11 protein-coding genes are annotated in these 14,638 nt (G+C 61.8%); 6 read left to right on the top strand and 5 right to left on the bottom strand.

What is annotated here, in order from left to right; all coding sequences use genetic code 11:
- Nucleotides 1-172 precede the first annotated feature (172 nt).
- From HZ994_01925 to HZ994_01915, 3 genes are all read left to right on the top strand, one after another.
- On the top strand, nucleotides 173-1,294 hold the full coding sequence (locus tag HZ994_01925) for a hypothetical protein (protein QTN31132.1): 1,122 nt from the start codon (nucleotides 173-175) through the stop codon (nucleotides 1,292-1,294).
- Nucleotides 1,295-1,408: 114 nt separating this feature from the next.
- Complete coding sequence (gene murJ, locus HZ994_01920; protein ID QTN31131.1) at nucleotides 1,409-3,004, top strand: murein biosynthesis integral membrane protein MurJ; 1,596 nt, start codon at nucleotides 1,409-1,411, stop codon at nucleotides 3,002-3,004.
- Nucleotides 3,005-3,055: 51 nt separating this feature from the next.
- Nucleotides 3,056-5,737 (top strand): VWA domain-containing protein, encoded by a 2,682-nt coding sequence (locus HZ994_01915; GenBank protein ID QTN31130.1) that lies wholly within the window; start codon nucleotides 3,056-3,058, stop codon nucleotides 5,735-5,737.
- On the opposite strand, the gene HZ994_01910 is transcribed toward HZ994_01915, so the two are convergent.
- A complete protein-coding gene (locus HZ994_01910; GenBank protein QTN31129.1) occupies nucleotides 5,738-6,268 on the bottom strand; it encodes a hypothetical protein in 531 nt (176 codons plus the stop codon).
- Nucleotides 6,269-6,470: 202 nt separating this feature from the next.
- Here HZ994_01910 and HZ994_01905 point away from each other — a divergent pair, with 202 nt between their 5' ends.
- Nucleotides 6,471-9,164: an ATP-dependent DNA ligase gene (locus tag HZ994_01905; GenBank protein QTN31128.1), complete on the top strand. Its 2,694-nt coding sequence runs from the start codon at nucleotides 6,471-6,473 to the stop codon at nucleotides 9,162-9,164.
- A gap of 72 nt (nucleotides 9,165-9,236) precedes the next feature.
- Nucleotides 9,237-9,851: an HAD family phosphatase gene (locus HZ994_01900; protein ID QTN34296.1), complete on the top strand. Its 615-nt coding sequence runs from the start codon at nucleotides 9,237-9,239 to the stop codon at nucleotides 9,849-9,851.
- A gap of 9 nt (nucleotides 9,852-9,860) precedes the next feature.
- On the opposite strand, the gene HZ994_01895 is transcribed toward HZ994_01900, so the two are convergent.
- Genes HZ994_01895 through HZ994_01885 form a run of 3 tightly spaced genes read right to left on the bottom strand, consistent with a single transcriptional unit; the run spans nucleotide 9,861 to nucleotide 12,731 of the window.
- Complete coding sequence (locus HZ994_01895) at nucleotides 9,861-10,727, bottom strand: aldehyde dehydrogenase family protein (protein QTN31127.1); 867 nt, start codon at nucleotides 10,725-10,727, stop codon at nucleotides 9,861-9,863.
- A 53-nt stretch (nucleotides 10,728-10,780) separates the two neighbouring features.
- Complete coding sequence (locus tag HZ994_01890) at nucleotides 10,781-11,359, bottom strand: hypothetical protein (protein ID QTN31126.1); 579 nt, start codon at nucleotides 11,357-11,359, stop codon at nucleotides 10,781-10,783.
- A gap of 16 nt (nucleotides 11,360-11,375) precedes the next feature.
- A complete protein-coding gene (locus HZ994_01885) occupies nucleotides 11,376-12,731 on the bottom strand; it encodes an LptF/LptG family permease (GenBank protein QTN31125.1) in 1,356 nt (451 codons plus the stop codon).
- A 161-nt stretch (nucleotides 12,732-12,892) separates the two neighbouring features.
- On the opposite strand from HZ994_01885, the gene HZ994_01880 reads away from it, so the two are divergent.
- Nucleotides 12,893-13,741 (top strand): hypothetical protein, encoded by an 849-nt coding sequence (locus HZ994_01880; protein QTN31124.1) that lies wholly within the window; start codon nucleotides 12,893-12,895, stop codon nucleotides 13,739-13,741.
- Between the two features lie 62 nt (nucleotides 13,742-13,803).
- On the opposite strand, the gene HZ994_01875 is transcribed toward HZ994_01880, so the two are convergent.
- Entirely contained in the window at nucleotides 13,804-14,631 is an 828-nt protein-coding gene (locus tag HZ994_01875) for a DUF58 domain-containing protein (protein QTN31123.1), read from the bottom strand.
- Nucleotides 14,632-14,638 lie beyond the last annotated feature (7 nt).

Below are 14,638 nucleotides of genomic sequence, written 5' to 3'. Positions count from 1 at the left end.
AAGTCGCGTTCTTTTCGGCCATGCGGGGGCGGATGGCAAGGACTAGCTGGGCAGCCGTCCTTCCGGGGGGGGCTTTGCAATGCTGCCGCAAGAAGCCGCCCGCAAGGGCGGCTCTCCGCAATTAGCCTTCACATTCACCACTTTTGCCAGGATGATCCATTGCATGATATCAATGCGCAAGACGGCTATCCACATCTGCCTAGCCTCCGGCACGATCCTTGCAGCTGCCGAGGCTCCGCGCCCCAAGCTCCAGATCATCAATGGCAGCAATGAGGCTGCGGAAATCCTCTGGATCGATGGCGAGGGCAAGCGGGTTCCCAACGGAGTTGTTGCGCCCGGCAAAGACAGCATCATCACCACGACCATAGGGCACCGCTTCGCCGTCATCGGCAAGGAAAGCGGCACGGAGAACATCGTGGAGAGCCAGGTGCTGGTGCAGGGCTTCCGCTTCGATCCCGCCGGGAAGGACGGGATACCGGCTTTTTACACCCAGCGGGTCGATGTCGGGGGTTTTCCCATCGTCGCATCCGCCGATGTGAATCCCTATGCCATCAAGGAATCCGCCTACATCGTGGAACAGATGCTGGCAAAGCGCGCCGATGTCAGGCAGGCGCTTGTGAAAAGCGGGGCGCGGCTTTGCATCATCGGCTACAAACAGTTCACCACCGACCTGCCGGAGTTCTCCCACTTCGGAGCTGGCGAAAAGGAGCGTTATCCCGGGGTGAGCGGCAAGGATTTCTGGGATGCCCGGGCGCGCGGCACCGGCGGCAGCGAGACCGACCCCTACTGCACATGCGCGGAGGAAAACATGCTCGGCTACCCGGGTGATCCCTACGAAAAGGAAAACATCCTGATCCACGAATTCGCACACTGCATCCACCTGCGTGGGATGACCAACGTCGATCCCACCTTCGACAAACGCCTCAAGGCGGCCTACGAAAAGGCGATGGCGGCGGGTCTGTGGAAGGATAAGTATGCGGCCACCAACCACTACGAGTATTTCGCCGAGGGAGTGCAGTCCTGGTTCGGCAACAACCGGGTCAACGACCACGATCACAACCATGTGGACACCCGCGAGGAATTGGTCGAATACGATCCCGCTCTCGCCGCCTTTTGCAAGGAGGTCTTCGGCGATACGGAAATCACCTACACGAAACCCGCCACCCGCCTGACCGGCCACATGGAGGGCTATGATCCGGAAAAGGCGCCCACCTTCAAGTGGCCGAAGCGCTTGGAGAGAGCCAAGGCCGCAATCCGGGAAGCGGCCAAGGCGGCGGACGGTGAGGGTGGGTGAGGGAGATGCGGGCGGATTCGCTGCGGGACGCAGCTTGCACGGCCTGCCCCGAGACGGGGGCGACCAATTCAAAGGGATTGCAAAGCCCTTCCGCATCGTAGATGAACGGCGCGGATGTCTGCGAGGGCTACATGGAGGGTGAGTGCGGCTGTGATGCTGAGCCGCGTGCTGGGGCTGGCGCGGGAAATGATGTTCGCCGGGCTGTTCGGCGGCAGCCGCTGGATGGATTGCTTTTACCTCGCCTACCGGGTGCCCAACCTTTTGCGGGACCTTTTCGCCGAGGGAGCCCTCTCGCAGGCTTTCGTGACGACCTTTTCCAAGAAGGTGAAATCCGACGGCCCCGAGCAGGCATGGGTGCTGGCGAACCGCATTATGACGCTGGTGGCGGTGTTCATGGGACTGGTCGCGCTGGTCGGGATCGGGCTGGCGCCCTGGATCGTGGAGTTGCTGACATCGTTCTCGAAGAGCGGCAAAACGGCGCGGGATTTCAGCCCCGCGGAATTCACGCTGATGGTGGAGATGGTGCGGGTGATGTATCCCTTCATCGCACTGGTCTCGCTCTCCGCACTGGTGATGGGGATGCTCAACGCGCGGGACGTCTTCGGCATGCCGGCGCTGGCATCTTGCTTCTTCAACATCGGCTCGATGGCGGGCGGGGCGGCCCTGGGATACTGGATGGATCCCACATGGGGGCCGCGCAGCTTGGTCGGGTTCTCGTGGGGCGTCGTGATCGGCGGGGTCGCTCAGCTTGCCTGCCAGTTTCCGGCACTGCGGGCGGTTGGATACCGTTTCGTGGCGAATTTCAGATGGAACGATTCCGGGGTCAGGCAGATCCTGAAACTCATGGGGCCGGCGGTGATCGCGGCATCGGTGACGCAGGTGAACGTTTTCGTGAATTCGATGTTCGCCTACGGGGTGGGTGAGGGTGCGGTGAGCTGGCTGAGCTATGCGTTCCGGCTCATGCAACTGCCGATCGGGGTGTTCGGCGTGGCGGTGGCGACGGTGACATTGCCCGCCCTTTCCCGCGCGGCGATCAACGGGGTGGGGGAGGACTTCGCGCCAACCCTCTCCAAAGGCCTGAAGCTGGTGATGTTCCTGGTTTTTCCGGCAACGGTGGGCCTTGTGGTCTTGGCCGATCCCATCATCAGCCTGCTCTATGAGCGGGGGAATTTCTCGGAGGCGGATCGCACCGCCACGGCGGGGGCGCTGCGGGCATACGGATGCGGGCTGCTGTTTTACGCCGGGCTAAAAGTGCTGCAACCGGCCTTCTATGCGATCGAGAAACGCTGGTTCCCCATGATCGCCAGCATCATCGCGCTGTTCGTCAACATCGGCTTCAACTACGCCTTCGTCTTCGTTTTCAAGTGGGGGCACGAGTCGCTGGCGCTCACCACAAGCATCGTGGCGAGCTTGAACTTCGTTTTCCTCTACGCGGCAATGACCCGTTACGCGGGGGATGTCGGCACCAAGGGCTTGCTGTTCGCTTTCCTGAAAATCGGTTTGGCGACAGCCGTGATGGCGGCGGTCTGCATTGTCGGGAACCGGCTGCTCTTCCCCGATCTCACGGCGATGCCGGTGCTGGTGAAAGCGGTCTGGCTGTGCGGCCTGATCTCGCTCGCCGCGGGGGCATACTTCGCGGTGGCATTGCTGGTGAAGGTGGATGAGGTGGGTGAGATGCTCTCCATCCTGAAAAGGAAAACGGGCAGATAGACGGGGCCGCCACTTGCCATCCGTCCGGAAAACATATCGAATCCTCCGCACATGGCCTTCGAGTATCCGGAAAGTTTCCTGCTGATCCCCTTGGTGGGATTGCTGGGCTGGTTTTGGCCGCGGCTCGGCTTGTTCCGTCCCTTGCGCATCATCATCATCCTGCTGGTCGCCGCACTGCTTGCGCAGCCGAGCATACGCAAGCAGCAGGACGCCCTGGAGCTCATCGTCCTGCTGGATCGCTCGGAATCCACCGAAGACCTCATCGACAAGGGACTGCCGGAATGGACGGACATCCTTGAGGATGTTAAGCCCGGACGCCACGACACCCTCCGCTTTGTCAACTTCGCGGCGGAGGTGGCGGATGCGGGCATCGACGGATCTTCCTTCACCGGCTCGCGGAAACTGACCAAGACCGGCCTGGCGCTATCGAACCTGATGGCCAAGGTCGACGAAACGAAGCCGACCCGCGTGCTGCTTTTCACCGACGGCTACTCCACCGAGCCGCTTACCGAAGCCGCCGCCCAGCTCCAGAAGCGCGGCGTCCCGCTGGACTTCCGCTTGGTGCGCGATGAGACCTCCGAGGACATGCGGCTGGCACGGCTTTCGTTCCCCGAGCGTGTCCAGCTCGGCGAGCCCTTCCTGATCTCCGTGCTGGTGCGCGGCAATGAGGACGGCAAAGTCCCGCTCATCCTCCGCAGGAACGGCCAGACCCTGGTGGAAACGGATGTCGAGGTGAAGGACGGCACCGCGACGGCCGAGTTCACGGATCGGATCGGCAAGGTCGGCGCCTACGAATACGATGCGGAGATACGCCCGGAAACCGACGCCCACCCCGGCAACAACCGAATGAAGCGCTGGATCGAGATCACCGGCGGGCCGCGGCTCCTGCTGGTGACGAAATACACCGACGACCCGGTGGCGCAGGCGATGGCGGACATGGATTTCGACGTGCAGGTGGTCAGCGATTTCAACCAGCTCAAGCCGGGCATGTTGGGCGGCACCAAGGCTGTCATTTTCAACAACGTCCCCGCCCACGAGATCCCCAACGATTTCATGAAGTCCCTGGATTTCTTCGTCAAGGAGCAGGGCGGGGGATTCCTGATGGCCGGCGGGAAACGCTCCTTCGGCTCCGGCGGCTATTTCCAATCCGACATAGACGGACTCCTTCCCGTATCCATGGAGCTGAAATCCGAGCACCGGAAACTATCGGTCGCGCTCGCCATCGTGATGGACAGGTCCGGGTCGATGGGCATGGGGGTTGCGGGCGGGAAAACCAAGATGGATCTCGCCAACTCGGGTGCCATCGCCGCAACGAACCTGCTTGGCATGATGGATCAGATCACGGTCTTCGCAGTGGACAGCGAGCCGACCAAAACCGTGCCGCTGACCTCCGTGGGCGGGAAGCAGAAGGAGATTTCCGCACGCATCGCCCGGATCGGTGCGGGTGGCGGCGGCATCTATGCCTACACCGGCCTGAAAGCGGGTTGGGAGGAGCTGCGCAAGTCGAAGGCCGGAACCCGCCACCTCATCCTTTTCACCGACACCCAGGACACCGAGGAACCGGGGGATTACAAGAAGCTGCTAGCGGAAATGACCAAGGACGGGGCGACCGTATCCGTCATCGGCCTGGGCACGAAAGGCGATGTGGATGCGAAGCTCTGCGAGGACATCGCGAAGCTCGGCAACGGGCGGATCTTCTTCTCCGACAAGCCCATGGACATCCCGCAGATCTTCGCGCAGGAGACGGTGACGATCGCCCGTTCGGCCTTCGTCGAGGAGCCGGTGGGGACCCTGGCCTCCGGGCGCTGGGGCGAGATCTCGCCCAAGCCGCTTGAGTGGATGGCCGCGGTGGGTGGTTACAACCTCTCCTACGCCCGCAAGGATACCACGGTCTCGCTGGTCTCCAAGGACGAGTATGCCGCGCCTCTCGTCGCCCACGCACGGCGCGGTCTCGGCAGGACGGTGGCCGTTTCTTTTCCGCTGGGCGGCGAGTTTTCCGAGGAGGTCAGGAAATGGGAGGGTTATGGCGATTTCATGCAGACACTCGGCCGTTTCCTCATGGGCCAGGAAATGCCGCCGGGCATCGCCATCCGCCACAAGGTCCAGGGCACCCGCCTCGATCTCGACCTCCTCTACGACGATGCCGAGTGGGGCGAGCGCCTCAGCAAGGATCCGCCGACGGTGAAGCTCCAGGACGATGCCGGCGGCCCCATCTACGAGCTGCCGTGGCGGCGGCTCGCGCCGGGACATTTTTCCCTCAGCCGCGACCTTGAGGAAGGCAGCGTCGTCAAGGGCGCGATCCGCGTCGGCGACAACGCGATCGGCTTCGGCCCGGTCAGCGTGGGCTCCAGCGTCGAGTGGGCCTTTGAGCCGGAGCGGCTTGCGGAGCTGCGGCAGGTGTCCCACCAGACGGATGGCCGCGAGCTGCTGAACCTCAAGGAAGCATGGCTCCGCCCGCCCTACATCGCCTCCACCTCGCTGAGTTTGTCGCTCGGGCTGGTGCTTCTGGGGATGATCCTGCTCGATGCGCTCATCACCCGTACGGGCTGGAAATTGCCGGAGTTCGTAAGGATCGAGAAACGGGAGAAGGTGCCCATGACAAAGGCCGCAAAGGTGCCGAAGCCGGTGGTCAGAGCAGTCGTTCCGGAGAAGGTCGAGGCGGACTTGGGGCAGGCTCCGCAGGCTCCCTCGGAGCGCCGCTCGCGCTACGACAGGGCGAAGGGGAGAAAGTGATCAGAAAATCCCCAGATCGATATCCTCGGAATCCGGGCCCTCGAAGTGGCGGGCGATGAAATCCTGCCAGACCTTGCGGCTTTCCCTTGAGAGCGAGGCGGTGACCTGTGCGACGCAACCCGAGCACATGAGGAGGGGCAGCGCACCCTCGATCAGTGTCCCGTTGTGACCGAACTGGGCGGAGATCGTGAAGCCCTCGCTCCCATCCCGCGGTGTGCGGCAGGCGACGCAGGCATCCAGCCTTTCGGCCGTATCCTGCAGGAGCATCCACTCGGCCATGCGCCGCTCCCAGTCGATGCCGTTTTCCAGGAAATCACGGATGGCGGCCTTCGAGTCCTCGCTGAACTTCCCGGAAACCCTGTCCCGGCAGTTTTCGCAGACGGCGTATTCCATGATGCACTCGCCGCGGTGATAGTGCTTGTTCACGACCCATGTGTCCGCCGCAAGCGGCAGCAGTTGATCGCAGATCTTGCAGGTTTCGAAAGGCCTGTCGGTTTCCACGGAGTCGAACCATTTTTCCAGTTCCGGCATGATGCGCATGATAAGAAAAGGGTGCCGGGTTTGCAACCCGTGGATACGCGGAAGAGGGGCAAGCGCAGATTTCGCAGAGGAACGCAGTTTTGGAGATGGGATGGGCTTCAGGGCTCAATTTCTTGCCCTGCATCTGCGACCCTCTTCGTAAAGCCATTGCGGAAGGATTTGCGGCCTCGCGTTCCCCTGATAGTCTGCCCGGGTGATCGAAGTGGTTTTCAATCGTGGGCTTTACCTGCCGGAAATGGATTTCTGGCTGGATCCCTGGGATGCCAGGGAGTCCGCCTTCGTTTCCCATGCCCATGCCGACCACTTCTCGCGGCACGGCAAGGCGCTTTGCTCCACCCTTACGGCCAAGTTGCTCCGGGCCCGCTTCAACATGGCCGAGACGCGGCTGGATGCCCACGAGTTCGGCGGGATGATCGAGCGTGACGGCTTCCGGCTGCGCATGTTGCCGGCTGGACACATCGTCGGCTCCGCGATGCTGCACGTGACGCGGAAAAAGGATGGGGCGAGCCTGCTTTACACCGGGGATTTCAAGGTCAGGAGGGGGCGCACGACAGAGCCGGTGAATTTCATCAATGCCGACACGCTCATCATGGAGACCACCTTCGGCCTTCCTCACCTCGTTTTCCCGGGGCAGATGGAGGTCGAAGCCGCCGTGCTGGGCTTCGTGAACGATGCGATCGCCGACGGGGAGACCCCGGTTCTCTTCGGATATTCGCTGGGCAAGGCGCAAGAGGCCTTGGCCTTGTTGGCGGAGCATGGGATCCCCGTCTTGTCTCATCCCAAGGTCGCGGAAATGACCCATGTGTGCCGGTCTGCGGGCATGGAACTGCCGGAACCGGTGATCTTCGAGGGTGTCGCGCTGCCAGGGCAGGCGGTCGTCGCCCCTCCGAACGCCGTGCGCGCAAAGCTCCTGCGCGGGCTGAAAAACAAGCGCACCGCAATGCTGACCGGCTGGGCTCTGCAGCCGGGTGCCTTCTATCGCTACCGGGTTGAGGAAATCATCCCCATGTCCGATCATGCGGATCACGCCGGGCTCCATGAATGTGTCACCCGGGTGCGGCCCAAACGGGTGCTGACCGTCCATGGTTACGCGAAGGAATTCGCCGCAGAACTGAGGGCGAAAGGTATCGAGGCTTGGTCCGCGATGGGTGGCGATCAGCTGGAGCTTTCGCTGGGGAAATCCGTCCCGTCATCCCTCGGCGCGGCTGCTCCCAGGCACAGCCGCCCGATTTGCCAGCTGGCGGATTTTTCCGATGTCTGCCGCCTAGTCGGAGAGACCAGCAGCCGGATCTCCAAGGTCGAGTATCTCGCGAACTACCTGCGCAGTCTGGAATCCGCCGAAGACCTCAATCTCGCCACCCGCTGGTTCACTGGCGAAGCCTTGCCAAGGCGGGCGGGTAGACGTCGACTGAATCTTGGTGTGGCTTTAATCAAGCGAGCGTTGGTTTCAATACCCGGTGTGAAGCAGGAGCGTTACCGAGAGATTTCCTATGTGCAAAATGACATTTCGCGCACCACCCGCATTCTCTTACAGGAGATTCAACTTTCACCTAAGCCGCTGAGCTTCAGTTGTTTTAATTTATTCTTACGTGAAATCGAAGCTATTGATGGAACCCTAGATAAGCTCAGTGCCCTGTCAAAACAATTGTTTGAATTACATCCATCGGAAGCGGAGTTGGTGATCAGGATATTGACCGGTGATCTTCGGATCGGACTGAAAGAGGGTTTGGTGGAGGAGGCATTGGGACGAGCGTTTGAAGCGGATTTATCTGAGCTGAGGAATGCGAACATGCTCACGGGGGATCTGGGTAAGGCAGCTATCTTGGCCAAGGAGAGGAGGCTTTGGGAGGCGGTTTTGACGCCGCTCGTGCCGATCCGCAGCATGTTGGCCTCGCCGCTTGGGGGTGAGGGGGAAGGGGGAGTTCGGAAATTTTCCGGGCTGCCATTTTCGGTGCCCTACTGGCTGGAGCCGAAGTATGATGGCATCCGGGCGCAGCTGCATAAATCCGGCGGCGAGATCGGGCTGTTTTCGCGGGACCTGCGCCCGCTTGACCTGGAGTTTCCGGAGCTTGTCGTAGCGGCGGCGCGGCTGGATGGGGATTTTATCCTGGATGGCGAGTTGATCGCCTACGCGGAAGGCCGCAAGCTGGGATTCGCGGATCTGCAGAAACGGCTGGGGCGGCGGAGGGCGGCGGAGGATCTTTTCATGGAGGGCGGCCAGGCTTCGGTTCCCCTGCGTTATGTGGCGTTCGATATGCTGTGGGCGGATGGCGAGGTTCTTCTGGATCTGCCTCTGTCGGAACGGCGTGAGAGATTGGAAAGCATGGCTGTGGACGGTATGTTCTCCGTGATCGAGAGGTTCACGGCGGAAGACGACGAAGGGCTGGATGCATGTTTCAAGCGATCGCTGGGTGAAGGCCATGAGGGCTTGATTGCCAAGGATCCCGCAAGCCACTACAGTCCGGGCAGGCGCGGCAAGGCGTGGCTGAAACTGAAGGGCGTCATGCCCACGCTCGATTGTGTCGTGACCTTTGCAGAACAGGGGCACGGGAAACGCTCCCATGTGCTATCCGACTACACCTTTTCCGTCCTCGATGAACGATCCGGCGAGCTGCGTGTGCTGGGCAAGGCTTACTCGGGATTGACCGATGAGGAGATCGAGGAACTGACCGAGCATTTCACAAAACACACCATCTCAAAGGACAAGAGAAAGCGCCGGGTGGAGCCGAACATCGTGCTGGAGATCGCGTTCGATTCGATACGCCGCTCGCCCCGCCATGATTCCGGCTTGGCGCTGAGGTTTCCCCGGATCAAGGCGATACGACATGACAAGGGGCTGGGGGACATTGACACGCTGGCAGCCGCCGAGGCTTTGTTAGGGATGTGAGGGCTGGTTTCTTGAATTTTCTCCTATCCTGTCTTGCCAACTGGCGGGATGGCCGATACTCCGTGCGGCGTCATGGCAAGCGCAGGAGCAATCGAATTTCCGAAGCACGGTTTTGAGGCGGTGATCTTCGACTGTGACGGGACGCTGGTGGACTCGATGCCGGCCCACTTCGATGCATGGTGCGAGGCGCTGGCCTTTTATGGCGCGGGCGGGGTTTTCCGCGAGGATGTGTTCTTCGCCATGGGTGGCAGGCCGACTCGGGACATCGTGGTTGATCTCAACAGCGAGTATGGTCTCAAACTGGATCCCGAAGCGATCGCGCTTGCGAAGCGCGATGCGTTTCTGAAGAAGCTGCATCTCGTTGAGTTCATCGATGAGGTGGCGGATTTCGCCAGATCCCTGACGGGGAAAATGCCATTGGCCGTGGCTTCCGGCGGTTCCCGTTATGTGGTGGAGAAGACCCTGCGGCTGTTGGAGTGCTCCGATTGGTTCGACGAGGTTGTCACGGCGGACGATGTTCCGAATGGCAAGCCGGCTCCTGACATTTTCCTCAAGGCTGCAGAACTGCTGGGTGTGGCGCCGGAGAAATGCCTGGTGATCGAGGATGCGCCCCCAGGCGTGGCGGCGGCTCAAGCCGCGGGGATGCAGGTTGTCACCGTGCCTATGCCGTTGTGCAGCCGTGCCTGAGTGGAGGCTTCACCCAACCGGGTGCCAGGTGGTCTTGAGTTCCACGAAATCGCGGATGTGGTAGAGCCCTTGGGCTGATTCCGAAAACCAGTCGTATGGTTTTTCGGAAGGGATGAGCTGGGTGCGCTTGACCGATTCCGCTGCGCCGGACTGTAGGGTTTTCCTTTCCTGCGGGCTGGAAAAAGCGGAAATGCCACGAATGTGCTCGTGGCTCGCGAAAGTCGGCAGGATGTCCTCGTTTTTCCCGGTAAGGAGGTTGATCACACCACCGGGCAGATCGCTGGTGGCCAGCATCTCGCCAAGCAGGATCGCGGGGTAGGGCTTGCTCTCCGAGGCCAGGGCAACCACGGCATTTCCGCTGGCGATCACGGGCAGGACCATCGAAAGCAATCCAAGCAGCGGTGCGTCCTCCGGGGCTGCGACGGCGACGATTCCCATCGGCTCGGTGACGGAGAAATTGAAATGCGGGGAGGCGACCGGATTGACGCTGCCGAGGAGGGATTCGTATTTGTCGGTCCATCCCGCATAATGGATGATGCGGTCGATGGCGGCTGACACCTCCGCGGCGGCCTGATTTCTTGCGGCGGCCTCTTTGGGGAAATGTGACTCAACCAGCTCCCCGGAACGGGCTTCGAGCATCTCAGCCATGCGGTAGAGGATCTGGCCGCGGTTGTATCCGGATCGCTTCGCCCAGCCCGGCCCGGCCTTGGCGGCGGCCTCGACGGCATTGCGGACATCCTTGCGGGTGCATAGCGGGACGTTGGCGAAAAACCGGCCATCGCAATCAGCGATTTCGTAGGTGCGGTTGCTTTCGGAGCGAATGAAAGCACCGCCGACGTAGCATTTCGGCGTCTTGGTGATGGTCAGGCGTGGCATGGTCGTTGTCTTTACGGTATCGTTTTCGGAAACGGCTGCGAGGAAGAAATGGCTCAAGGTGCTTGCGGCGGCGGTTCCTCTGCCTGTTCCGTTTTCTCGGTGTTGACCGGCTCCGCTACGGGCTGGGGGGAGAGCAGCGCGAAGACCTCTTCCTGGACTTTCTCCACCTCGTCGAGGGGGATGTTGGGATCCTTGACGATGAAGACCTCGCCGGTCTTGCGGTGCTCGTAGATGCGCAGGATGCCGCCGCTGGTAGGTTGCGTGTCGGTCTCCCGCAGGAGCTTTTGCCGCTCAAGCATCACAGCAAGGATGTAGCGGGTGTTTTCGGTGTGATCTTGGTCCTCTTCCACGAGGCTGCGCAGGAGTTCCTCGGCGCTTTGCTTGGTGACGGCCCGGGTGTCCTCATGCACGACGGATGGGAGGAATTTCGTTTTCCAGGAGGAGAATGGCTGCTCCTCATCCTCCGCCCGCCCATTCCAGGCCTCCTCGCAAAAATCCTTGCGCAGATAGCCGGAGGATTCCGGGTCGGGGAAAATCGCGGTGATGATGGGCTGGCCTTCCGTGAAGGCCGTGCCGGTGGCGGAGCATTCGCGGCTCCTGCTGCGGAGATGCCATGTTTCGTTGAGTGCCATGTCGCTGTGGTTGGGATCAGTTGTTGACGGAAAGGAGGCGCTTGAAGGATTGGTAGATGGGTCTGCCTGAAACGCGCCGTTGGTAAAGCCATAGCCCGATGGAGGCGAAAATGATGTTAGGCAGCCATGCGGCCAGCGCCGGGGCGATGATGCCTGCCTCTCCGAGGGATAAGGCCACGCTGGAGGAAAAGAGCATCAGAACCGAGAGCACCACGGCGAGGAAAATGCCGCTGCCGCTGCCCCTCCGCGCAAAGTGGATGGAGAGTGGTGCCGCGAGGATCACGGTGACAAGGCATGTGAAAGGCAGCGCCCAGCGGTAGTGCCAGTGGGTCAGGTAGGAAGGGCGGTTGGATACGGCCTGGTTTGCCAGGGGGGAGGCTAGCCATGTGCTCAGCTCCGGGATGCCCAGATATTCCACGCTCAGGCCGGGCTTGATGATCTGGGAGGGAGTTTCCTTCCATGTCCCTTTCACCAGCGGTTCGTCCATCTGCACGAAGGCGGGCGATTGACCCTGCTCGAAGCTCGCCACCAAAGGCTTCTCGAATGTCCATTTGCGCGATAGCCTGTCCCACTTCGCCAGCGGCGAGGTCATCCTTGTCTTCAGGGACATGTCCGGACGCAGGGTCGTGACCTCGACATCCTGGAGAGCGCCTCCGCTCAGATAGTTTTCCGGGAATGCGCCGACCATCCACAGCCGGTGCGAATCCGGATCCCGGAAGAGGACATTCTGCGCCTGGTAGATCGGCAAACCCTTGGCGCGAGCGATCATTTCCGAGCGGCTGCCTTCCGCATGGGGCGCCCATTGGAAATTGAGCGCCAGCAGCAGCACGCTGCACCAAAGCCCGGCGAAGATGAGAGGGGAGGAAACTCGGACGATGCCAGCCCCGCCCTGGATCATGGCGATGATCTCGTTGGACTTGGAAAATTTCCCCAAGCCCTGGATGAGCGCCAGCAGCAGGGCGTAGGGAAGCAGCACCAGCAGGATGGCAGGCAGGCGGTGGAGGTAGAAATACAGCACCGATGCGGCAAGGTTCTTGCTGCCATGGAAGTCCCTGAAGTTGTCATCCAGATCCAGCAGCAGCCAGATTCCGAAAAGCGCGGCCAGGCAGATCAGGAAAATCGCCGCAAACTGCCGTGCGAGGTAGCGGTCGAAGGTGTTGCCGAGGCTGTATGCGGTGACTGCGATGGCCGGCATCAGGCAGATCAGCGCCATGATCCACGGGCGCAGGCTGTTGGTGAGGATGTCCGAGTCCGGAAATCCGAAGAACTGCTCGGCGACAGCCGCCCGTTCCGCCGGCACCAGAAAGGCGGCAGCCAGCAATCCCAAGGCGAGGGCGATGAGCGGAGGCAGCCAGCGTGGGACGTTCGACATGGGGCTGCGGGAGGGTGGATTGCTGGGCTGGCGCTGTCGAGATATTGATCCGTATGATGTGTGAATTCGAGAACGGCTGGGCTGTCCCGGCACGGGCTTTTGAAATCCCTTTTTGCGGCCATTCGCTTGATATTCGGGCAGGGTGGGGCTTTCATTGCGGCGTGAATTCATCGCCCCCAAGCCCTGCGGAGCTATCCGCCCTGCTGCGCCTTCTCGATGACGACACGCCGGAAGTCCGTGCGGTCGTAACCGGCAGGCTCGCCGCGGTGGGCGGGGATATCAGCGAGATCCTCCCTGAAATCGCCAGCGGCCTCAATGCGCCGGAGAAGCTGATCCTCAGCGACCTGCTCATGCCCGCGCGACGGCGCATCCTGCGCGAGGAATGGCTCACCCCTGGCTCCGGAAGCGCGGCGCTTGGCGGGGATTGGGAACTCTTCGAGAGCCAGCTCCGCTTGCTTTCCGATTTCCTGCACGATGGCATTTCCCTGCGGCAGCCGCTTTCCGATGCCCTCGATCTCCTCGCGGAAGAGGCGCAGGAACACACCGCGCTTGGCCCCAACGACCTTCGCGTCTTCCTCTTCGAGCAGGGGCGCATGAGGCCGAACCGCAAGGATTACCATGACCCCCGCAATTCGGATCTCGCATGGTGCATCGCGGAGGGCGTTTCCAATCCCATAGGCCTCTGCGTAACCTTCATGATGGTCGGCCAGAGGCTGGGTCTGGAGATTGAGGGCATCCCTTTCCCCGGCCATTTCCTCTGCCGCATCCATGAGGACGGCTACCCGCTGATCGTCGATTGCTTTGATGGCGGGCGCATCCATTCGCAGAAAGTCCTGACCGACCCCGGCAACGACCTCGGGGCGGAACAGCGCCGGGCGCTGGCGAAAAGCGCGGGGCTGGGTGACATCCTGTTCCGGATGCTCAACAACATGATCTCGTCTTTCCAGCGCCTCGGGCAGCTGGAAAACGCAGGCCTGATCATGGAGATGAGGGACTCGATGAAGAGGTAGGGGGATTGGGGGCGCTGGCTTTTCCGATCAGGCTTGGCCGCGCCGGAGCGGCCATCCAGCTTTCACTTTGTCGGCTCCACGGCTTTCGTAGGGAGGGCGTGGGCATAGAGGGCGGGGATGAGATCGAGCTCTGCGGGAATGCGGGCGAAGGGTGCCTGATGGCGCAGCGCCGCTTCCTTCCAGAGATTGAAATGTCCGGTGTAGGCCTCGCGGTAGCGGCGCAGTGTGGCGGCCTCGATGCGGTGGGGGTGGCGGGTGTTCCGCTCCGCGTCGATGAAATCGTAGTTGCCGGACCATGCCGGATCGGACTCGGCGGCGGTGTAGGGGCAGAAGAGGATGGGCGTGCCCTGGCGCTGGGAGAGGGTGCGCAGGACCGGATTGGGATCGGCGGGGAACAGGAGGTCTGAGAGGAGGACGCGGAGGGCGCTGGAGCGGAGCGGCAGGCGGTGGATTTCCGGCGGTGCTGAGGGATCGGTGGGGGCGAGAGCCTTGACGTCGGCCTGCCAGCGGTTGGCGCGGAGGGACATGGGATCGATGGCGAGCTGTGCGTCGCCGGCGATGGCGTGGATGCGGACGCTGGCTCCGGCCGCCAGCGATGAATCCGTCAGAAAACTGAGCAGCTCGCTGGTGCGCTTTTCCTTTTCCGGGGAGAAGAACATGGAAGCGGAGGCATCCAGGATGAGATCGACAATGGGACGTATTTCCTCGCGGAAAAGTTTCATCGAATACTGGCCGGTGCGGGCGTAGGCGTTCCAGTTGATGTGGCGCGGGTCGTCACCCGGGGCGTAGGCGCGGTGATCCTGGAAGTCCATGGAGGCACCGGTGCCGGAGCCTGCAAATTCACCGGCGGCGCCTCGCCAGACTCGGGTGCGGAAGGGGAGCCTTAGCATTCAACTT

The organism is Akkermansiaceae bacterium (genome assembly GCA_017798145.1).
Lineage (GTDB): Bacteria > Verrucomicrobiota > Verrucomicrobiia > Verrucomicrobiales > Akkermansiaceae > Luteolibacter.
The sequence above is the reverse complement of the archived record's forward strand: the minus strand, read 5'-3'. Positions and strand labels throughout refer to the sequence as shown.

What these genes read in the sequence shown, in the direction of transcription:
- HZ994_01925 (QTN31132.1), top strand. Translation starts at nt 173, where the DNA reads ATGCGCAAGACGGCTATCCACATCTGCCTAGCCTCCGGCACGATCCTT.
- murJ (QTN31131.1), top strand. Translation starts at nt 1,409, where the DNA reads ATGTCTGCGAGGGCTACATGGAGGGTGAGTGCGGCTGTGATGCTGAGC.
- HZ994_01915 (QTN31130.1), top strand. Translation starts at nt 3,056, where the DNA reads ATGGCCTTCGAGTATCCGGAAAGTTTCCTGCTGATCCCCTTGGTGGGA.
- HZ994_01910 (QTN31129.1), bottom strand. Translation starts at nt 6,268, where the DNA reads ATGCCGGAACTGGAAAAATGGTTCGACTCCGTGGAAACCGACAGGCCT.
- HZ994_01900 (QTN34296.1), top strand. Translation starts at nt 9,237, where the DNA reads ATGGCAAGCGCAGGAGCAATCGAATTTCCGAAGCACGGTTTTGAGGCG.
- HZ994_01895 (QTN31127.1), bottom strand. Translation starts at nt 10,727, where the DNA reads ATGCCACGCCTGACCATCACCAAGACGCCGAAATGCTACGTCGGCGGT.
- HZ994_01890 (QTN31126.1), bottom strand. Translation starts at nt 11,359, where the DNA reads ATGGCACTCAACGAAACATGGCATCTCCGCAGCAGGAGCCGCGAATGC.
- HZ994_01885 (QTN31125.1), bottom strand. Translation starts at nt 12,731, where the DNA reads ATGTCGAACGTCCCACGCTGGCTGCCTCCGCTCATCGCCCTCGCCTTG.
- HZ994_01875 (QTN31123.1), bottom strand. Translation starts at nt 14,631, where the DNA reads ATGCTAAGGCTCCCCTTCCGCACCCGAGTCTGGCGAGGCGCCGCCGGT.